Source organism: Herbidospora cretacea, assembly GCF_001570605.1.
GTDB classification, from domain to species: Bacteria; Actinomycetota; Actinomycetes; order Streptosporangiales; family Streptosporangiaceae; genus Herbidospora; species Herbidospora cretacea.
In genome coordinates, this window is record NZ_BBXG01000001.1 from 652468 (window position 1) to 672694 (window position 20227).

Sequence of the window (20227 nt, forward strand, 5' to 3'; positions counted from 1 at the left end):
ATGGCGGCCGGGTGGGTCGACGCCGTGGTCGGCGGCGGCGGGCTGCTGCAACTGCCCGCGCTGCTGCTGGCCGGGCTCACCCCGGTCGAGGCCCTGGCCACCAACAAGAGCGCCTCCGTCCTCGGCACGTCCAGCGCCGCCTGGACCTACGCCCGCAGGACCGGCGTCGACCGTGGGATCGCCGTCCCCGCCGGGGTGGCGGCGGTGGTGAGCTCGGCCTGCGGCGCGCTGCTGGCGGCGCTGCTCGACCCCGCCTTCCTCAAACCGCTGATCATCGTGGTGCTGGTCGGGGTGGCGGGGTTCGTGGCGCTGCGCCCCTCCTTCGGCGTCGCGGCCCACCCGGAACGGCGGACCCGGGCCCGGACGGTGGCCGCCGTGCTGGCGGCGGGCGGGGTGGTCGCCTTCTACGACGGGCTGCTCGGGCCCGGCACCGGCACCTTCCTCATCATCGCGTTCACCTTGATCGTCGGGATGGACTTCGTCCGCGCCTCCGGCACCGCGAAGATCATCAACATGGGGACCAACCTCGGGGCCATCGCGGTGTTCGCCGCGCAGGGGCACGTGGTGTGGGGGCTGGGGCTGGCGATGGGCGTGGCCAACATCGCCGGCGCCCAGCTCGGCGCGCGGATGGCGCTCAAGCGGGGCGCCGGGTTCGTCAGGGTCGTTCTGCTGACCGTGGTGTCGGCGCTGGTACTGCGGCTGGGCTGGGACCTGATGGCGTGACGGGCCGCAGCGCCCCCGCCGCGAGCGCGACGAACAGCGCCATCACCGCCGGGACGGCCAGCGCGAACGGCAGCGTGATCAGCTCGGCCAGGCCGCCGATCAGGACGGGACCGGCGAGCAGCCCGGCGTACCCGAGACTGGCGACCCGGGCCAGCGCCCGGCCGCTGGTGGCCGGGTCGCGGTGCCCGGCGGCGGAGAACACCTGCGGGATGATGCACGACAGCCCGGCGCCGAAGAGGCCGAACCCGGCGATGGCCGCCACCGGGTGGCCGACGAGCAGCGCCACCAGCAGCCCGGTCCCGGCCAGCGCGCCGCAGCAGCGGACGAGGGTGACCGGGCCGAGCCAGGCGGCGAGCCGGTCGCCGGCGAACCGACCGGCGGTCATCATGATCGAGAAGGCGGCGTATCCGGCCGCGCCGACGCTCTCGTCCGACAGCAGGTCCTCCACCAGGTAGACCGAGCTCCAGTCGGCCATCGACCCCTCGCCGACCAGGCAGCAGAAGGCCAGCACGCCCAGGAACAGCACCCATCCGGCCATCGCGTTGCCGGTCTTGCCGGGGGCGCCCTGCGCCGGGGCGCGGGACAGGTCGAGCTCGTCGGGCAGCGCCATCCGGGCGCAGGCGACGGAGACGAGCAGGATGAGCGCGCCGACCGTGCCGAACGTCAGCGCCACACTGGCGCCGAGGTGGGCGAACAGGCCGCCGGTCGAGGCTCCGAGGAACCCGCCGACGGAGAAGACGGCGTGGAAGGAGGACATGATCGGGCGGGCGTAGTGGCGTTCGACGATGACCGCGTTGGCGTTCATCGACACGTCCAGCACGCCGTGCACGACGCCGAACACCAGCAGCGCCGCCGCCAGCCCGGCCAGGCCCGGCGAGAAGGCGGGCAGGACCAGCACCGGCCCCTGCAGCAGCGCGAAGGGGATCATGACGCGGCGGGAGCCGTACCGGTCGACCAGACGGCCGACGGCCTGCATCCCGGCGATCGCGCCGGCGGCGATGCCCAGCAGGGCCAGGCTCAGCTCGCCGTCGCTGAGGTGGAGGTCGGATTTGATGGCGGGGATACGGGAGGTCCAGGTGCCCAGGGCGACACCGGAGATGAGGAACAGCCCGTAGACGGCCAGGCGGGCGCGCAACAGCATGGAGGGGCTCTGCTTTCAGGCGGTGGTTTCGTGGCGGGCGCCCGCGCCGTCGGGGGCACCGGGTCGTGTCAGGCCGTGACGACGGTGACGCCCGCTCCGGTGAGGGCGTCCTTCTCGTCCGGGGGGATGCCGGTGTCGGTGACGACGACGTCGATCCCGGTGTAGAAGCAGACGGCGCCGAAGGCCGTGCGGGTGAACTTGCCGGAGTCGCAGGCGACGATGACGCGGCGGGCGGAGGCGATGGCGGCCTGCTTGACCGCGACGTCCTCCAGGTCGTGGGCGGTGACGCCGTGTTTGGCCGACAGGCCGCAGCAGCCGATGACCGCCGTGTCGAACCGCAGCGCCTTCAGGGAGGCCTCGGTGAGGGGGCCGACGAAGTTGAGCTCGACCGGCCTGACCTCGCCGCCGGGGACGACGAGCTTCACGCGCGGCGCGGTGGCCAGCTCGTCGGCGCACCGCAGTGCCAGGGGCAGCACGGTCAGCCGGCGGTCGTGGACCGCCCTGGCCACCTCCAGCAGGGTCGAGCCACCGTCGAAGACGACCGCCTCCCCGTCGGCCAGTAAGGCGGCGACGGCCTGCGCGATGCGTTTCTTGGCGTCGACGGCCTCACGTTCGCGGACGCCGTAGGGCGGCTCCTCGCCCCGCAGCAGCAGGCTGAGCGCGCCGCCCCTGACCCGCCGGACGACGCCCTGCTGGGCGAGCTCGTCGAGGTCGCGGCGGATCGTCATCTCGGACACGCCGTAGTGGCCGGCCAGTTCGGTCACCGTGACGCTGTCGGCGGTCCGGAGCGTGTTCATGATCGCGTTGAGCCTGTCGGCACTTTCCATGTGTTCATTTGAACACGAACCATGTTCGATGAGCAATATGGGGGAGACTGGGGCGTATGCGTGCCAGCCGGTTGCTCTCCCTCCTCCTGCTCCTGCAGACCCGGGGACGGATGACGGCGGCGGAGATGTCCGCCGAGCTGGAGGTGTCGATCCGGACCGTCTACCGCGACATGGACGCGCTGGCCTCCGCCGGGGTGCCGATCTACGCCGACCGGGGGCCCGCCGGGGGATACCAGCTGCTCGACGGCTACCGCACCCGGCTCAACGGGCTGACCGAGGCCGAGGCGTCCTCGCTGTTCCTGACCGGTCTCCCCGGGCCGGCCGCCGAACTGGGGCTGGCCGAGGTGGCCGCCGCGGCCGAGCTCAAACTGCTGGCCGCGCTCCCGCCGGGGCCGCGCTCGCAGGCGGCGCGGATGCGGGAGCGGTTCCTGCTCGACGTCCCGGGGTGGCACCGGGGGGCGGAGGACGTGCCGTTCCTGGCCGAGGTGGCCTCGGCGGTGTGGGAGCAGCGGCCGCTGCGGCTGACCTACCGGCGGTGGGGTCCCGCCGACGTGTGCCGGGACGTCGCGCCCTACGGGCTCGTGCTCAAGGGCGGGTCCTGGTACCTGGCGGCCGAGTGCGACGGGTCGATGCGGACCTACCGGGTGGCCCGGATCCTGTCGGTGGCCGAACTGCCCGGCCGGTTCGAGCGGGCGGAGTTCGACCTGCCGAGCTTCTGGGAGAAGTTCGCGGCCGAGTTCGCCGAGCGCCTGTACACCGGGACGGCCCGGATCCGGCTGGCCCCCGGCGGCGAGGGGCTGCTGAGGTACACGATCGGGGAGGAGCGGGCGGCGCCCGCGCTGGCCGAGGCCGCCGAGGACCCGGAGCGGCCCGGGTGGGTGGTGCTGGAGATCCCGGTGGAGGGGCTCAACGGCGCGCGGTGGACGCTGCTGCGGATGGGCGCGCTGATCGAGGTGCTGGGCCCGCCGGACCTGCGCGCGATGATGGCCGAGTCGGCGCACCGGATGGCGGCGATGTACCAGTGAATCTTACTTTGTAAAGCCGCTGGGCCGGGACAGCTTTCAGCACGGGCTAAACCAGTTGCCTCATCGAGAGGCGGCTGGTGACCATGGATGAGGGGCGCTCTGCCACGGGGGCTGGAGCGCCCCTCCTTCGTTCTCCGAGAGAGGTCATGTCGTTGGGTGTGTGGTTCGAGGAGTCCGGTTCCGGCGCTCCTGTGGTGTTGTTGCACGCGGGCGTCGCGGACGCGCGGATGTGGGACCCGCTGATGGCGGCGCTGACGGCGCGGTTCCGGGTGGTGCGGCTGGACTTCCGCGGGTTCGGGCGCAGCCCGTGGGCGGCCGACAAGCCGTACACCGATGCCTCGGACGTGGCCGATGTGCTCGACGCGCTGGGCGTCGGCGGGGCCGCCGTCGTGGGGGCCTCCCACGGCGGGCGGATCGCGCTGGAGCTGGCCACCGCCCGCGCCGACCTGGTCGGGCGGCTGGTGCTGCTGAACGCCGGGATGGATCTGCCGGCCACGCCGGAGCTGCGGGCCTTCGCCGAGGCCGAGGGGGCGTTCATCGAGGCGGGGGACGTCGAGGGGGCCGTCCGGCTGAATGTGGCGACCTGGCTGGGGCCCGATGCGGGGGAGCGGGAGCGGGCCTGGCTGGGGGACATGCAGCGGCACGCGTTCGAGCTCCAGCTCGCCGCCGACCCCGAGCCGGAGGCGGGGCACCTGCCGATCGACCTGCCGGTGATCACGGCGCCGTCGGTCGTGGTGGCGGGGGCGCACGACCTGCCGTACTTCCGGGAGTCGGCGCGGGTGATCGCGGCCGGGCTGGCGTCGGCGGAGCTGGTGGAGCTCGGCTGGGCGGGGCACCTGCCCGCGATCGAGCGGCCCGGCGAGGTGGCGAAGCTGCTGCTGGAGTGGCTCGGCCGGGGGTAGCGCCGGCCGTGGTCATGGGGTGACCGGTTTGCGGCCGACGTAGCGGATGCCGTTGGCCTGGATGTCGCCGGAGTCGATGGCGGCCTGCTCGTCGGCGGCGGTGACGCCGGGCAGGTCGCAGAAGAAGTAGGGGCCCTCCTCTGCCAGGCAGGTGTCGAACCGGGCTCTCAGTCCCCGCATGATGTCCTGGCCGGTGTGCAGGTGGTCGTCCTGGCTCCAGATCTGGGTGTAGTCGTCCCAGGGTCGGCCCGACGCCTGCCAGGCGTCGCGGTGCCGATGGAGCCAGCCGTCGCCACCGGCCGGCAGGCGGGCGAAGCACCACTGCGCGGTGGCGTCGTCGAAGCGTTCCCGCGCCCACTCCACGACCACCGCGACCCCGCCCGGCGTCACGGCCGCGGCCATGCGGTCCAGGACGTCGTCGAGGCCGGTGACGTGGTGCAGCGACGTGCAGGCGATGACCCCGGCCACCGGTTCGGCCGGCGTGTACTGCTCGAACACCGTCTGGTGGTATCCGGGCCCCGGCGGGGCCTGGGGGTCGATGCCCACCGCGGCGTAGCCGTGGGCCCGCAGGCGGGGGACGAATCCGCCGAGCGGCCCGCAGCCGATCTCCAGTATCGGCGCCGGTGGGGACGGCAGGTGCTCGCGGACGAACGGCCATGTCGCGGCGAGCCAGCGTTCATCGGGGGTCACGGGCGCTCTCCTCCGGGTGTCGGCGCAGGGTGAACCAGAAGGTGGGCACGGGGTTCGTGCCCGGTGTGACGTCGGCCAGGTCCCAGCCGGTGAATCTGGCGCGCAGCTCGTCGGCGGTGACGCCGGATATGGGGTCGTCGAACGCCTCGGGGCCGTACCCGAACATGAGCAGCCGGGCGCCGGGAGCGGCGCGGCGGGTGAGCCCGGCGGCGTAGGCGTCGCGGCGGTGCGGGGGGATCCCGCAGTAACAGCTCAGGTCGAAGAACAGGTCGTAGGGTCCGGGCGCGTCCAGCTCGTCGAGGCGCGTGGCGTCTCCGCGCAGCAGCCGCACCGCCGCTCCCGAGGCGGCGGCCTTGGCCCTGGCCTGCTCGACCGCCTCGCCGATCAGGTCGACGGCCACGACCTCCCAGCCGTGCCGGGCCAGGTAGACGGCGTTGGTCCCGGTGCCGCAGCCGAGTTCCAGGGCGCGGCCGGGCGGCTCCACGAGGGCGACCAGTTCGGGCGGTGTGACGCCGGTGTCCCAGGGCGGCTTGCCGGCGCGGTAGTAGTCCTCCAGCGCGCGCCGGACGGCCTCCTCCTGCTCCATTGCCTCCTCCTTCACGTTTTTAGAGTTGAACTCTAGAGATAGACTCTTTTCATGAACGTCGTCAAGCGGCCGGACAAACGGGCCGAGCGGTCACGCCGCACCCGCGAGAAGATCGTCGAGGCGGCGCGGGAGCTGTTCCTCGCGCAGGGCTACGGCGCGACGAGCCTGCAGGAGGTCGCCGACCGGGCGGGCGTGGCCGTGCAGACCGTCTATTTCGTCTTCGGCAACAAGCGCACGCTGTTCAAGGACGTCGTCGACACGTCCATCGCGGGCGACACCGAGCCGGTGGCGACCATGGATCGCGAGTGGTTCCAGGCCGCGTGCGCCGCCCCCAGCGCGGCCGAGCAGTTGCGCGCGCACGTGCGCGGCACCCGCGAGATCCTGGGCCGGGTGGCCCCGATCATGCCGCTGATCGCGGCCGCCGCGGCCACCGACCCGCAGATCGCCGCGCAGTGGCCGGAGGGTCCCGACCCGCGTTACACCGTGCAGCACGCGGCGGCCCAGGCGCTGGCCGGCAAGCCCGACGTCCGGACCGGCGTCTCCGTCGTGACGGCGGCCGATCTGCTGTTCGGCCTGCTCAGCCCGCAGCTGTACCTGCTCTTCGTCCAGGACCGAGGCTGGTCACCGGAGAGCTGGGAGGAGTGGGCCCTCGCCACCTTGACCGCCCAGCTCTGCGCCGCACCGCGATAGACGTCAGGCGTAATCTAAACTCGGGATGGTCGGTGTGAAGCCATGACGGAGGGTGATGGATGAGTCGCGTCTCGCAAGCGGAAGCGAAGGTCAACCGAGAGCGAGTGGTGGCCGCGGCCTCTCGGCTGTTCCGTGAGAACGGTGTGGCCAAGGTCGGCGTGGCGGAGGTGATGAAGTCGATCGGACTGACGCAAGGCGGCTTCTACAAGCAGTTCGCCTCCAAAGACGCTCTCGTCGACGAGGCCGCCGCCAAGGCCTTCGCGGACAACCTGCACGACCTCGTGGCCCTGGACGACGAGGCCGGGGAGCATCAGGCGGCGTGGCAGTCGCTGCTGGAGTCCTACTTCTCCGTCGAACATCGCGACAACCCCGGCACCGGTTGCCCGGCCGCCGGTTTCGCGGGCGACATCGCGCGTGAGCCCGAGCATCGGGAGACCTATGCCACGGGGGTCCAGGAACTCGCGGCGTGGATCGCACCTGGTGACGCCGGTTTGGCTGCTTATGCCACGCTCGTCGGCGGCATACTTCTGGCCCGTGCCACCGCAGGGACGCCGTTGTCGGAGCAGATCCTGCAGGCGGCGTATGGGGCAGCGGTGAGGGCTGTCGACAGCGGTCAACCGGAAGACGAGTAGGCAACGTCGGTGTCTATGAGCGGAAAGGTTTACTCGGTTCGGGCCTGATCGTCACGAGCTGACGAGCCCACCGGTGAACTCGCCTCAGCCATAGCCGAGCAGGTCTTCGACGCATTCCGCGCCGCCAACGAAAAGCTCGGCACAGCCATCGTGTTCGCCACTCACGACAGCACCCTTTGCGCGTCACCCTTTGCGCGGTCGTCCGCCACGAACGCCGCACCCATGCCAGTGAGCACGCCTCCGTCGACCGTGTCGATCGCCTCCGGCTTCCCTGGGAGCTTTCAGCTACGCCCTCGCTATCCGCAACGGCGTCCGGCATGAACCCGATCCCATATCCGCCCTGAAAGCTCTGGCAGCGTTCGTCCTTGGCGATGTGATGCGCCGTTCGGGTTCCCCGCATTGGACGGAGTGCAGCCGTCAGGCTGTGCCCGGCAGGACGAGTATGTGTTCCCGAGACCGATGACGTGAAGCCAAGTCCCTCACGCGCAACGGCCCTGACCGCAGGAGGGCAGGGCCGTTGCGTCTCCAGTCCCCCGGCCATTCAGCTGGCCAATTCGGGTGGGGGATGACGACGTCACTCGGAGGCGGTGGCCGCCGCGACCGCGGCACGTACTTCCTGGGCGAACCCCTTCACGGTGTAGCCCGAGGGCAGGCTGTCGATCAGGACGATGTCCGAGATCGCGTTGCGCACGCGCAGCGGCAGGATCGCCTGGTACTCGGGCGAGCGGTACCAGGCCTCGGCGGCGGCCCGGTCGGGGAACTCCATCAGCACGACCAGACCCGGCCACGCACCCTCGACCGTGTCGGCTGCTCCGTTGGCCAGCCACTTCCCGCCGAACGGCTGGACGGTCGCCTCGACCTGCTCCAGATAAGACAGTCCCTGCTCGTTCGGGACGTCGCCGGGGATGCGGAGATGGTTGATCAGGTAGGTGCTCATCGGAGGTTCCTTTCGAGGCGGCTGAGCAGGGGTAGACGTTTAGATTACGAGTGCAATCTAAACCAGATGGCGGCGATTCGCACAACTCAACTGTCAGCCGTGATCCAAATAAGGGTGGGTGCCTCATCGAGGCATTCGTCGACACTGCGCGGGTTGTGTGGACCTCGCGGCCGTCACCGAATGCGGTCGGGCGGACAGTCCGACCAAGTCGCGCCGCCCGCAGCCGAGGAGGGGGATGATCTCCTGGGTCTCATAGATTATGAGTGACATCTATCACGTAGACGCCGTGAGGCGGCGGTCTGCATGATGGGCCCGCACATCAGGCCCGACGCACCACCTGCCCCCAAGAGGTTCGCATGACCCTGCCGTCGCTGTTGCTGGTCCCCGGAGCGTGGCACAGGCCCGAGCACCTGCAACTCCTCATCGACGACCTGCCCGGCATCGATGTCCATACCGTGGCCCTCACCTCGTGTGGCGACGATCCCCAGGCGCTGGGCGACATGTACTCCGACGCGGCCGCCATCAGGGCCGCCGTCGAGGCGATCGGCGGGCCCGTGGTCGTCGTCGCCCACTCCTACGGCGGCGTCCCCGCCACACAGGCGCTCACTGACGCGCCCAACGTCAAGAGCATCGTCTACCTCGCCGCGTTCCAGCTCGGCGCGGGGGAGTCCCTGCTGTCGAGCGCGGGCGGCGACCCGCCCCTGTGGTGGGAGTTCCACCGGCAGGAGGGCGCCGGCGACTACCTGACCGTCGCGAACCCGGTCGAGGTGTTCTACGGCGACGTGGACAGGGACGTCGCCGAGAAGGCGGCGGCAGCCCTGGGTTACCAGTCCTACGCCGCCACCACCCAGGAGCTGACCGCGGTCGCCTGGCAGACGATTCCGAGCACGTACATCATCTGCGAAGCCGACGGCGCCATCCCGCCCTTCGTCCAGGAACTCTTCGCGAAGCGCGCCGACAGGACGCTGCGGCTGAACAGCTCCCACTCGCCCTTCCTGTCGCAGCCCTCCGCACTCGCCCAGCTCATCAGGCAGGAACTCACCCTGCCCTGAGGCAGTCCAGCCGGAGCGTGATCCCGGCGCCCCTACCGCCCGCCAGCCGCGTCCACGGCGATCGGGGAGATGCGATCTCGTGACCTGGTTCATCACCGACAAGCCCGAAGTGTTCCGCTCCGAGGCGGGACCTTTTCTCGCCGCACGTCCCGACCTGCACACCATGCTGCTGTCCGGACTCGACACGATCGAGCATCCGCGGTCCGCGGGTGAACCTCCGCCCAAGATGCTGGGCTGGTGGCGGGAACCGGATGCGACAGCGACGACGGCCGCGTTCGTGTGGATGCCACCGCACCTGCTGACCGCCAGCCGCCTTTCCCCTGCCGCGGCATCGCACCTGGCCGGACTCCTGGCCGCCCAAACCCGGCCGTTCACCCAGCTCCTGGCCGACGACTCATCGGCCCGTGCCTTCTCCCGAGCGTGGCGGACGACCACCGGCGCCGCGCCGAAGAACGGACCGCGCCTGCGCCTCCATCGTCTTGGCCGGCTCGTGTCCCCTGACGTCGCTGGGGCGCCGCGGACGGCGACCGATGATGACCGGGCTCTTCTCCACGGCTGGTGCACCCGTTTCGTCGCGGAAGCCGGCTCGCTCGGAGCGGATCTCGACGCTTTCATCGACGAGCGGATGAGCCGGGGCGGCTGGCGGTTGTGGACGGTCGAGGACGAACCCGTGGCCATGGCCGCCATGACGTCCGTGGTGGTGGGCGTGGCTCGCCTCACCCCCGTCTACACGCTCCCCGAACACCGTGGCCGGGGCTACGGCTCCGCCGTCACCGCGGCCGTGTCCCGAGCAGCCCGCGAAGCCGGTGCGGAACACGTACTCCTGTTCACCGACCTCGCCAACCCGACGAGCAACGGCGTCTACCGGCGCATCGGATACCGCCCCGTCGCGGACTACCGAATCGTGGTGCCCTGACACCGCAAGTTCAGTGAGCCGTAGCTCACGCACCCGCGCGGATCCGTCCCGCCCATCCTGGAAAGCGGGAGCAGATCTCGGCGCGGCCCGGTCTGCGACAGCTTTCAGGGAAGTGGGCTCAGAACCGGCGTTCGAAGAAGGCCCCCTTGAGACGACTCTCAGCTTGATCACCGCGCGGCCGCCCTGCACGCGTCGCGGAGCAGGTCCCGGCGGACTTGCCCGGCCGGACAGCTCTTCGTGCAGCCCGAATCCGGCCCGGTGAGAAACGGCCAGCCGTGGTCGACAGGGCCGCCCCAAGTGGGGGAGCCCGGCCCTTGCCCGGCACGACACCGCTGCATGGAGGACGACGGGCGCGCCTGCATCACGGGGCGGTGGGCATCGATGGTTCGAGACCATGCTCGGCGGCAATCCCCGGTGACACTTCGGCCTCTAACTTACTTTGTAAAGCCGTTGAGTTAAGAGAAAAAAAACTTCAGGCATTTTCAACCCCGCAACGACGAGGAAGCCGATTTTGTCGGTGGCGGGGTGCACCATGGCGGGCATGGCCACGTGGCAGGAGATCGAGAACGACGCCCCCGAGTTCGCAGCGCGCTTCCTGCGGCTGTTCGAGGCGGGCAAGCACAAGACGATGGCGACGCTGCGCCGGGACGGCTCGCCGCGGATCAGCGGCACGGAGACCCAGTTCAAGCAGGGGGAGCTGTGGCTGGGGTCGATGGCCAAGGCGGTGAAGGCGGCCGATCTGCTGCGTGATGGCCGGGTGGCGGTGCATGGGCCGACGACCGATCCGGGGGTGGAGGGGTCGGGCACGTGGCCGGGTGAGGCGAAGCTGTGGGGGCGTGCGGTGGAGGTGACCGACGCCGAGGTGGTGAAGGCCGTGGTGGGCGGGGAGGCGGGGGAGTCTCATCTGTTCCGGGTGGACATCGAGGGTGCGGTGATCACGCGGGTGGAGGAGGCGATGCTGGTGATCGAGAGCTGGGCTCCGGGCCGTGGGGTGAGTGTGGTCCGGCGCCGTTAGGGCCCCATCGGCCGCCCGCTCTTCCCCCTCCGGCGGGCGGCCGATGGGTACGGGTGTTTTCTGCTTCCGTCACGGCTTTTGCGTGGCCGGCCCCGCCCGCCGTCTCCGGTGCGGCTCGTCGTGGGCGCCGGCCGGTCGCGTCCGCATCACACGGGACGGATGTCAGGTGATGGAGAAGCCGCCGTCGACGCAGATCATCTGGCCGGTGACGTAGGTGGCGGCGTTGGAGGCGAGCCAGACGGCGGCGCCGGCGAAGTCTTCGGGGTGGCCGTTGCGGCCGATGGCGGTGCGGGCGGCGAGGGCTTCGACGCGGCCGGGGATCGATTGGGCGATCTGGGTGAGGGGGGTCAGGACGAAGCCGGGGATGATCGTGTTGGCGGTGACGCCGCTGCGGCTCCAGGCTTCGGCCTGTGAGCGGGACAGGCCGGCGATGGCGGCTTTGCTGACGCCGTAGGCGCCGCTGTTGCCGAAGGCGCGGTGGCTCTGCTGGGAGCCGATGTTGATGATGCGTCCCCAGCCGCGGCGGGCCATGCGGGGGCCGTGGTGCTGGCCGAGGCGGTAGGGGGCGGTGAGGTTGACGGCGATGGTCTGGTCGTAGTCGTCGGCGCTGAGGTCGCCCATGGGGTGGCGGATGTTGTTGGCGGCGCTGGTGACGAGGATGTCGACGTCGGGGACGGTGTCGATGAGGCGGGTGACGTCGTCGGGGTCGGCCATGTCGGCGCTGATGGCGGTGGCGGTGACGCCGTGGCCGCGCAGGCGGGTGAGGGCTTGGTCGAGGTCGTATTGGCGGCGGGCGGCGATGGTGATGTGGGCGCCGGCGCGGCCGAGGGCCTGGGCGATGGCGTGGCCGATGCCGCTGCTTCCGCCGGTGATGAGGGCGGTGCGGCCGTGGAGGCCGAACAGGTCAGTGAGGTAGGGGGCGGCCGCATCGTTCATGGCCAGCAATCCTATCGTCGGATGATCCGATTTCCTCTGCGATTTCTTCGGTGATGATGTCGCTGATGCGGGTCATGACGCGCTGGAGGTCGCGCAGGGTGTCGGTGTCCAGGCGGGTGAGGAGGTGGCGCCAGTTGGCGGTGCCGGCGTCGAGCATCTCGTCGGTGAGGGTGCGGCCCTGGGTGGTGAGGGTGAGGCGGCGGACGCGGCGGTCGGCGGGGTCTTCGCGGCGGGTGAGCAGGCCGTGGGCGACGAGGCGGTCGACGATGCCGGTGAGGGTGCCCAGGCCGATGCCGAGTTCGCGGGCGAGTTCCTGGCCGGAGGCCGATTCGTGGAAGGACAGGGCGACGATGACCTTGAGCTGCTGCATGGTGAGGGTGGTGGCGAGCAGGGGGAGGGTGCGGTCGCGGGCGAACAGGCGGCCGAGGCCGCGCTGGGTGTCGGCGATCCAGTCGATGAGCTGGTCGCGTTCGTCAGGGCGGTTCGGGCCGTCTTCCACCGGGGTGTTCACCTGTTGTATTCGCTTTGCATTCGCTGGTGGCTTCACTGGGGCGTTCGGGGCGCTGTCGCAAACCTGAGAAGGTTATCAGGAACGTCATGCCGCATTAAATATTCGTGCGAGGCGAAGTGTTAGGGTGAGCCGCACTAATCTTCCGGCCCTCATCTGTCAAGGAGCCCTCGCGCCATGACCTTCCTGGCCAGGCTGAGCCTCGCCAACCGCACTCTTGTGATCATGATTGCGGTGGTGGCCAGCGCTTTCGGCGCCTTCGCCATCCCCTCGCTGAAGCAGCAGCTGTTCCCGTCGCTGGAGTTCCCGGGGGCGTTCGTCGTGGCGCCGTATGCCGGTGCGGCGCCGGACATCGTGGAAGACCAGGTCGTCAAGCCGATCGAGAGCAGCTTCCAGGGTATCGCCGGGGTGACGCAGGTCAGCTCGACCTCCCGGGAGGGCATGGCCCAGATCCAGGTGGCGTTCGAGTTCGGCACCGACATCGACGAGGCCATCGGGCAGATGCAGCAGGCGATCTCGCGGATCCAGGCGCAGCTGCCCTCCACGGTCGACCCGCAGGTGATCGCGGGCAGCACCGACGACATCCCGGTCGTGGTGCTGGCCGCCTCCGGCGGCGACGAGGCGACGCTGCTCGACCGGCTGGAGTCGGCGGCGCTGCCGTCGCTGCAGGGGATCGAGGGGGTGCGGGAGGCGGAGGTCACCGGCGCCCGCGGCAAGCAGGTGACGATCACGCCCGACACGGCGGAGATGGCCGAGAAGGGGCTGTCGCCGGCGGCGATCCCCGAGGTGCTGCGCGCCAACGGCGTGGCGATCCCGGCGGGGTCGGTGACCGAGGACGGGGTGAACCTGACCGTCCAGATCGGTGACCGGGTGGCGACGGTGGAGGACCTGAAGAACCTCTACCTGACGCCGCCGGCCGCCCCGGCGGTCCAGCCGCAGGCGCAGCAGCCGCAGATCCCGGGCCGGCCGGTCGCGGCGGTGAAGCCGCCGGCGCCGCCCAAGCCGGTGACGCTGGGGTCGGTGGCCGACATCGAGGTCGTCGACGCCACCGCCTCGACGCTGACCCGCACCGACGGCAAACCGAGCCTGGGCGTGTCGATCACGATGAAGCCCGACGGGAACGCGGTGGCGATCTCCCACGCGGTGCGTGACCTGATCCCGGAGCTGACGACCACGCTGGGCGCGGGCACGGCCCTGACGGTGGTGTTCGACCAGGCGCCGTTCGTGGAGCGGTCGATCCACGACCTGACGACCGAGGGCCTGCTGGGCCTGACGTTCGCCGTGATCATCATTCTGATCTTCCTGCTGTCGATCCGGTCGACGGTGGTGACGGCGGTGTCGATCCCGCTGTCGGTGGTGATCGCGCTGATCGCGCTGTGGGTGGGCGACTACTCGCTGAACATCCTGACGCTGGGCGCGATGACGATCGCGGTGGGCCGGGTGGTCGACGACTCGATCGTGGTCCTGGAGAACATCAAGCGCCATCTGGGCTACGGCGAGCCGAAGCGGCAGGCGATCCTGGGCGCGGTCGGCGAGGTGGCGGGCGCGGTGACGGCCTCGACGCTGACGACGGTGGCGGTGTTCGCGCCGATCGCGTTCGTGGGCGGCATGGTGGGCCAGTTGTTCTCGCCTTTCGCGGTGACGGTCACGGTGGCGCTGCTGGCCTCGCTGCTGGTGTCGCTGACGGTGATCCCGGTGCTGGCCTACTGGTTCCTGAAGGCGCCGGCGCTGTCGCCGGAGGAGGCGCGGCGGGTCCGTGAGGAGGCCGAGGCCAAGGAGCTGCGCTCGCCGTTGCAGCGCGCCTATCTGCCGGTGCTGCGGTTCGCGACGCAGCGCCGCTGGATCACCCTGGCGATCGGCCTGGTGATCTTCGCGGGGACGATGGCGCTGGCGGGGAACCTGAAGACCAACTTCCTCGACTCGGCCGGGATGAACAGCATCAACGTCACCCAGCGGATGCCGGTGGGCACCAACCTGGAGGTGACCGACGCGGCGGCCCGCAAGGTCGAGCAGGTCATCGCCGACGAGCCGGGCGTGGCGTCCTACCAGGTGAACGTCGGCGGCGGCAACCAGTTCATGGGCGGCGCGGGCGGCAGCGCCGACCGTGCCTCGTACTCGGTGACGCTGGACGAGGACGTCGACGCGACCGCGCTGCAGGACGGCCTGCGCGCCAAGCTGGCGGCGCTCGGCGCGGGCGTGGGGGAGATCACCGTGGGCGGCGGGCAGGGCGGCGGCGGGTTGTCGTCCAACCAGCTGCAGGTGCTGCTGCAGGGCCCCGACGTCGACCAGCTGCGCGCGGCCTCGGCGACGGTCACGCAGGCGCTGGCCGACGTGCCGGGGCTGCGGGACGTGTCCTCCAACCTGGCCGACAGCGGTGAGCGGATCGAGGTCCACGTCGACCGGCAGGAGGCCGCCGAGCGCGGCCTGACCGAGGCGGGCATCGGCCAGCAGGTGGCCACGGCCTTCCGGGGCGCGCCGGTGGGGTCGATCGACATCGACGGCCGGGCCGCCGACATCGTGCTGCGGACCGGTGACGCGCCGGAGGACGTGGCGGCGGTCAGGGATCTGGAGCTGCCGACGGCGGCCGGCACGGTGAAGCTGTCGGAGGTGGCCGAGGTCGTCAAGGAGGCCGGCCCGACGCAGATCAGCCGCCTGGACGGGGAGCGGACGGCGACCGTCTCGGGTGACGCCGACGCCTCCAACCTGGGCGCGGTCACCACCGACGTCACCGCCAGGCTCGACACGCTGAAGCTGCCGGCGGGGGTGACGGCGACGGTGGGCGGCGCCTCGGCCGACCAGGCCGACGCGTTCGCCGACCTGGGGCTGGCGATGCTGCTGGCCATCGCGATCGTCTTCATGATCATGGTGGCGACGTTCTCCAGCTTCGTCCAGCCGCTGATCCTGCTGGTGTCGATCCCGTTCGCCGCGACCGGCGCCGTCGGCCTGCTGCTGATCACCGACACGGCGCTGGGCGTGCCGGCGCTGATCGGCATGCTGATGCTGATCGGCATCGTGGTGACCAACGCGATCGTGCTGATCGACCTGATCAACCAGTACCGCGAGCAGGGCATGGGCATCGTCGAGGCGGTCATGGAGGGCGGCCGCCGACGGGTGCGGCCGATCCTGATGACGGCGCTGGCCACCATCGGCGCGCTCACCCCGATGGCGGTCGGGCTGACCGGCTCGGGCGGGTTCATCTCCCAGGCGCTGGCGATCGTGGTGATCGGCGGCCTGGTCTCCTCCACGCTGCTGACGCTGGTCCTGGTGCCGACGCTGTACGTGATGGTGGAGCGGGTCAAGGAGCGCTTCACCCGCACGCCCAAGCACGAACGCCACATCGAGGTCTACGACGAGGAGGCCCTGGCCCCGACCCGCTAGACGCGGGGGAGACCTGGGAGACCTGGGAGACCCCGGGTCACGTGGGGGGATGCGCGGTTTCGATAAGCTTCGGGAACGTGACCGACAAGCCGCGCATCCCCAACGTCCTGGCCACCCGCTACGCCTCGCCCGCTCTGGCCCGCCTGTGGTCTCCCGACCACAAGGTCGTTCTGGAGCGGCGGCTGTGGGTGGCCGTGCTCAAGGCCCAGGCCGATCTCGGGATCCCGGTCCCGGCCGAGGTGATCACGGCTTACGAGAAGGCGGCCGACACCGTCGACCTGCCGTCGATCGCGGCGCGTGAGCGCGTCACCCGCCACGACGTGAAGGCCCGCATCGAGGAGTTCAACGCGCTGGCCGGGCACGAACACGTCCACAAGGGCATGACCTCGCGTGACCTGACCGAGAACGTCGAGCAGCTCCAGGTCCGCGACAGCCTGGAGCTGGTCCGCTCCCGCGTGGTGGCGCTGCTGGCCCGCCTGGCCCGCCTGGCCGCCGAGCACTCGGCGACCGTGATGGCCGGCCGTTCCCACAACGTCGCCGCGCAGGCCACCACGCTGGGCAAGCGGTTCGCCACCGCCGCCGACGAGCTCACCACCGCCTTCGAACGCCTCGAGGATCTGATCGCCCGCTATCCGCTGCGCGGCGTCAAGGGCCCGGTCGGGACCGCCCAGGACATGCTCGACCTGCTCGGCGCCGACCGCCTCGCCGACCTGGAGGACCGCGTCGCCGCCCACCTGGGGTTCGCGCGCCGCTTCACCAGCGTCGGCCAGGTCTACCCGCGCTCCCTCGACTACGACGTCCTCACCACCCTGGTGCAGCTGGCGGCCGCGCCGTCGTCGCTGGCCAAGACGATCCGCCTCATGGCGGGCCACGAACTGGTCACCGAGGGCTTCCAGGAGGGACAGGTCGGCTCCTCGGCCATGCCCCACAAGATGAACACCCGCTCCTGCGAGCGCGTCAACGGCCTGACGGTGATCCTGCGCGGCTACGCCTCCATGGCCGGCGAGCTGGCCGGCGACCAGTGGAACGAGGGCGACGTGTCCTGCTCGGTCGTGCGCCGGGTCGCCCTGCCCGACGCGTTCTTCGCCTTCGACGGCCTGGTCGAGACGATGCTGACGGTCCTGGACGAGTTCGGCGCCTTCCCCGCCGTCATCGAGGCCGAACTCGACCGCTACCTGCCCTTCCTCGGCACGACCAAGATGCTCATGGCCGCCGTCAAAGCCGGTCTGGGCCGCGAGGCCGGCCACGAGCTGATCAAGGAACACGCGGTCGCGGCGGCGCTGGCGATGCGCCAGGACGGCGGCGGCAACACCCTGCTCGACCGGCTGGGCGCCGACCCCCGCTTCCCGCTGTCACGCCAGGACCTCGACGCGCTGCTGGCCGACCGGGTGTCCTTTACCGGCGCGGCCGCCGACCAGGTCGCCGCCGTGGTGTCCCGGGTGGGCGAGATCACCTCCCGGTATCCGGACGCGGCCCGGTACGCGCCCGGCGCCATTCTGTGAGAGAACTGCGCCACCTGGAGGAGGTCGTGTCCGCCACCGGCGGGGACGACCTGCTGGTGTGGACCGCCCAGCGCCTGCCCCGCGGGGGAGCGCGGGCGTGGACGCTGGGGGAGGCCGTGGTGGTGGCCTGCCCCCAGGTGTCCAAACACGACCGGCTGGCGGTGTGGGGGAGGGCGGGCGACCCGTCGCTGGCGGCGCTGGTCCGCCAGGTGTGGCGGGAGATGGGGACCGGCTACCGGCCGTTCGGCGACCGGGAGGTGATCCACCGGCTGGTGGAGCGGATGCCGGGCGACCTCGGCCCGGCCGGGAACTTCACCTGGATGACGGTGGACCCCGGCACGGTGCGGCCCGGCGCGGCTTCCCCGTCCCCGCCGTATCGCGGGGCCGGACACGAGAGCGGGGCCGCCGGGGACCGGCGGTGTCCGTCCGGTCCGGCCCCGCTGCTGGTGGGGGCAGCGGCAGGCTCGTGTTCGTCGCCGACGGGACCCGGGTCCGTGGATCCGCGGCGGCCGTCGGCCCCCGAGGCGGCCTGGCTGCTGGACCCCGGGGCCGGGGAGGAGGTGGCGCGGGTGCTCGCCGTCGCCAACCCCGACGCCTACGCGCGGCCCGGGATGCCCGGCATCAGCCGATGGGCCGGGATCCGGGACGCCGCGGGCCGTCTGGTCACCGTCGGCGCGGACGCCTGGTCGGCGCCGGCGGTCGGGTTCATCGGCGGGGTCGCGACGCTGCCCGAGGCGCGGGGGAGCGGGCTGGCGGGGGTGATCTGCCGGTTCCTGACCGGGGCGTTGCTGGCGCGGCACGGCCGGGTCTCGCTCATGGTGGACGACGTCAACGCCGCCGCGCTAGCGGTTTACCGGCGGCTGGGGTACACGCGCAGGCTCGTGGCGGCGTCAAGGGTACCCGACGCATAAAACCAGGTGAGCGCGGCGTCCGCACGATGCACAGTGAGGGAATGATGTCCGCTTTCGTTCCCGGCCTGGAGCTGTCCCGCGCCTACTACCACGATGTGCTGCGGCCGCTCCTGGGCGACGTTCCCCATAGTTCCGCCCTCATCGGCCCCGGCTCGGAGGTCCTCGGTTTCGACACCGCCCGCTCGGCCGACCACGACTGGGGCCCCCGCGCGCTGATCTTCGTGCCGTGCGGGCGCGCCGAGGAGATCCGCGACCGGGTGTGGAGCCGGCTGCCCGCCGAATACGGCGGTTTCGCGACCGCGTTCGGCTCCGACGTCCATCCGGTACGCCCCGGCGTGACCGTCACCGAGTTCACCCCGTGGGCCAGACAGCAGCTCGGCTTCGACCCGCGTGGCCCGATCAGCGTCGACGACTGGCTGGCCGTGCCGTGGCAGCGGCTGGCCGAGTTCACCGGCGGCGACGTCTTCCACGACGGCCTGGGCGAACTCGGCCCCGCCCGCAGCCGCCTGCGCTGGTATCCCGCCGACGTGTGGCGGTACGTCCTGGCCTGCCAGTGGACCCGCATCGCCCAGGAGGAGAGCTTCCCCGGACGCGCCGGGGAGGTCGGCGACGACCTGGGGTCGGTCCTGGCCACCGGGCGCATCGCCCGCGACCTGATGCGGCTGACGCTGCTGATGCGGCGGCGCTACCCGCCGTACACCAAATGGCTCGGCAGCGCCTTCCACCGGCTGTCGGGTTCGGCCGAACTCGGCGACGCCCTCACCGGCGCGCTGCGGGAGTCGACCTGGCAGGGCCGCGAACGCCACCTGTCGGCCGCCTACCTGCGCGTCGCCGCCCTCCACAACCGGCTCGCGCTCACCGAACCGCTCCAGCCGTGCCTGCGCCCCTACCATGAGCGGCCCTTCCAGGTCATCGGCGGCCACCGCTACGCCCGCGCCCTCATGGACGCCGTCACTGACCCCGCCGTCGCCCGCCTGGACCTCGTCGGCACCGTCGACCAGGTCGCCGACAACACCGACGCCCTCACCCACCCCCGCCGGGCCCGCAACGTCGCCGCCGCCGTCCGCTGACCCCCTGTGATCCGGTCAGACGAGTGCGAGTGGCCGTACCGACGCCATCTCCGGCAGCAGCGCGGGCAGCTCCAGCAGGGTCCGGATCGCCCGCACCCCCGCCGGGGCGGGCGAGGACCCGTAGCGGTCCAGCCAGACGCCGTGCATGCCCGCCCGCGTCGGCCCGATCGCGTCCAGGTTCAGGTTGTCGCCGACCAGCACCACCTCGGCCGGGTCCAGTCCCAGCTTGGCCGCGGCGGCGGTGTACACCTCGGCCGACGGCTTGAAGTTGCCGCCCAGCGCGTCGGGCGTCAGCACCGGGTCGAGCCGGTCGAGCAGCCCCAGCCGCCGCAGCTTCGCCTCCTGCTGCACCGGCTGCCCGTTGGTCAGCACCCCCAGCGTCACCCCGGTCCCGGCCAGCCTGTTCACCACCACGGCGGCGTCGGGGAAGGCGGTCCACGCCTGCTCGTACAGGTCCAGGAACTCCGCGTACGCGGCGTCGAGATCCCCGGGCACCGGCAGCCCCAGCCGTCGGCAGTAGTCCCGCAGCCGGCGGCGGCGCTGCTCACCGAAGGAGCACTCACCCCGATGCCAGGCCGGCAGATGGACGTCCTCCAGCCGCAGCCACAGCCCCGGCCCCTCGGCCAGCAGCGGATGGAACGGAGACCGGTCGGCCGTCCACGCCGTCACGGCGTGCGCCACCGCCGCCCGATGATCGAACAGCGTCTCGTCCAGGTCGAAGAGAATGGCCCTGATCATGCCGCCCATCCTCCGGAACCCCTATTACAACGGCGTTTCCACGACGTG

At 71.5% G+C, this 20227-nt stretch carries 20 protein-coding genes; 12 read left to right on the top strand and 8 right to left on the bottom strand.

From position 1 onward, the window contains the following. On the top strand, positions 1–723 hold the full coding sequence (locus AW270_RS02245) for a sulfite exporter TauE/SafE family protein (RefSeq protein WP_061290182.1): 723 nt from the start codon (positions 1–3) through the stop codon (positions 721–723). Here AW270_RS02245 and AW270_RS02250 read toward each other — a convergent pair. Both AW270_RS02250 and AW270_RS02255 read right to left on the bottom strand, forming a co-directional pair. Then, positions 656–1864, bottom strand: a complete 1209-nt coding sequence (locus AW270_RS02250) for an MFS transporter (RefSeq protein WP_061289941.1) — start codon at positions 1862–1864, stop codon at positions 656–658. The genes AW270_RS02245 and AW270_RS02250 overlap by 68 nt on opposite strands. A gap of 68 nt (positions 1865–1932) precedes the next feature. Beyond that, positions 1933–2691, bottom strand: coding sequence for a DeoR/GlpR family DNA-binding transcription regulator (locus tag AW270_RS02255; protein WP_061289944.1), 759 nt, complete (start codon positions 2689–2691; stop codon positions 1933–1935). Between the two features lie 56 nt (positions 2692–2747). Here AW270_RS02255 and AW270_RS02260 point away from each other — a divergent pair, with 56 nt between their 5' ends. Both AW270_RS02260 and AW270_RS02265 read left to right on the top strand, forming a co-directional pair. After that, positions 2748–3716 (top strand): helix-turn-helix transcriptional regulator, encoded by a 969-nt coding sequence (locus tag AW270_RS02260; protein WP_061289947.1) that lies wholly within the window; start codon positions 2748–2750, stop codon positions 3714–3716. 146 nt (positions 3717–3862) lie between these two features. Further along, positions 3863–4618, top strand: coding sequence for an alpha/beta fold hydrolase (locus tag AW270_RS02265; protein ID WP_061289950.1), 756 nt, complete (start codon positions 3863–3865; stop codon positions 4616–4618). Positions 4619–4630: 12 nt separating this feature from the next. On the opposite strand, the gene AW270_RS02270 is transcribed toward AW270_RS02265, so the two are convergent. Together AW270_RS02270 and AW270_RS02275 are read right to left on the bottom strand one after the other, a co-directional pair. After that, the gene (locus AW270_RS02270; RefSeq protein WP_061289953.1) at positions 4631–5308 is read right to left on the bottom strand and encodes a class I SAM-dependent methyltransferase; all 678 of its coding nucleotides are present in this window, start codon (positions 5306–5308) and stop codon (positions 4631–4633) included. After that, complete coding sequence (locus AW270_RS02275) at positions 5295–5909, bottom strand: class I SAM-dependent methyltransferase (protein WP_245674535.1); 615 nt, start codon at positions 5907–5909, stop codon at positions 5295–5297. Before AW270_RS02275 ends, AW270_RS02270 begins: the two co-directional genes overlap by 14 nt. 36 nt (positions 5910–5945) lie before the next feature. On the opposite strand from AW270_RS02275, the gene AW270_RS02280 reads away from it, so the two are divergent. Continuing rightward, positions 5946–6584, top strand: coding sequence for a TetR/AcrR family transcriptional regulator (locus AW270_RS02280; protein ID WP_061289959.1), 639 nt, complete (start codon positions 5946–5948; stop codon positions 6582–6584). Positions 6585–6643: 59 nt separating this feature from the next. Beyond that, positions 6644–7216, top strand: a complete 573-nt coding sequence (locus AW270_RS02285) for a TetR/AcrR family transcriptional regulator (RefSeq protein WP_061289961.1) — start codon at positions 6644–6646, stop codon at positions 7214–7216. A 574-nt stretch (positions 7217–7790) separates the two neighbouring features. Here the strand turns inward: AW270_RS02285 and AW270_RS02290 are convergent. Further along, a complete protein-coding gene (locus AW270_RS02290; protein ID WP_061289964.1) occupies positions 7791–8153 on the bottom strand; it encodes a DUF1330 domain-containing protein in 363 nt (120 codons plus the stop codon). A gap of 356 nt (positions 8154–8509) precedes the next feature. Here AW270_RS02290 and AW270_RS02295 point away from each other — a divergent pair, with 356 nt between their 5' ends. The 3 genes from AW270_RS02295 (at position 8510) to AW270_RS02305 (ending at position 11136) form a co-directional block, all read left to right on the top strand. After that, entirely contained in the window at positions 8510–9205 is a 696-nt protein-coding gene (locus AW270_RS02295) for an alpha/beta hydrolase (protein ID WP_061289968.1), read from the top strand. A 79-nt stretch (positions 9206–9284) separates the two neighbouring features. Then, positions 9285–10121 carry a GNAT family N-acetyltransferase gene (locus tag AW270_RS40955; protein WP_061289971.1) on the top strand — a complete coding sequence of 279 codons (837 nt, stop codon included), beginning with the start codon at positions 9285–9287 and terminating at the stop codon, positions 10119–10121. 541 nt (positions 10122–10662) lie between these two features. Next, positions 10663–11136 (top strand): pyridoxamine 5'-phosphate oxidase family protein, encoded by a 474-nt coding sequence (locus AW270_RS02305; RefSeq protein ID WP_061290184.1) that lies wholly within the window; start codon positions 10663–10665, stop codon positions 11134–11136. Positions 11137–11298: 162 nt separating this feature from the next. Here AW270_RS02305 and AW270_RS02310 read toward each other — a convergent pair whose 3' ends face one another. Continuing rightward, on the bottom strand, positions 11299–12072 hold the full coding sequence (locus AW270_RS02310) for an SDR family NAD(P)-dependent oxidoreductase (RefSeq protein WP_061289974.1): 774 nt from the start codon (positions 12070–12072) through the stop codon (positions 11299–11301). Then, a complete protein-coding gene (locus AW270_RS02315) occupies positions 12041–12583 on the bottom strand; it encodes a MarR family winged helix-turn-helix transcriptional regulator (protein ID WP_245674536.1) in 543 nt (180 codons plus the stop codon). Before AW270_RS02315 ends, AW270_RS02310 begins: the two co-directional genes overlap by 32 nt. A 174-nt stretch (positions 12584–12757) precedes the next feature. Between AW270_RS02315 and AW270_RS02320 the strand changes: the two genes are divergently transcribed. From AW270_RS02320 to AW270_RS02335, 4 genes are all read left to right on the top strand, one after another. Next, positions 12758–15958 (top strand): efflux RND transporter permease subunit, encoded by a 3201-nt coding sequence (locus AW270_RS02320; RefSeq protein ID WP_061289977.1) that lies wholly within the window; start codon positions 12758–12760, stop codon positions 15956–15958. Between the two features lie 77 nt (positions 15959–16035). Next, positions 16036–17460 carry an adenylosuccinate lyase gene (gene purB / locus AW270_RS02325; protein ID WP_061289980.1) on the top strand — a complete coding sequence of 475 codons (1425 nt, stop codon included), beginning with the start codon at positions 16036–16038 and terminating at the stop codon, positions 17458–17460. After that, a complete protein-coding gene (locus tag AW270_RS02330) occupies positions 17457–18371 on the top strand; it encodes a GNAT family N-acetyltransferase (protein WP_061289983.1) in 915 nt (304 codons plus the stop codon). The genes purB and AW270_RS02330 overlap by 4 nt, the downstream gene beginning before the upstream one ends. Before the next feature lie 44 nt (positions 18372–18415). After that, entirely contained in the window at positions 18416–19441 is a 1026-nt protein-coding gene (locus AW270_RS02335) for a DUF4037 domain-containing protein (protein ID WP_061290186.1), read from the top strand. 15 nt (positions 19442–19456) lie between these two features. Here AW270_RS02335 and AW270_RS02340 read toward each other — a convergent pair whose 3' ends face one another. Further along, positions 19457–20179 carry an HAD family hydrolase gene (locus AW270_RS02340; protein WP_169807236.1) on the bottom strand — a complete coding sequence of 241 codons (723 nt, stop codon included), beginning with the start codon at positions 20177–20179 and terminating at the stop codon, positions 19457–19459. Positions 20180–20227: the final 48 nt, after the last annotated feature.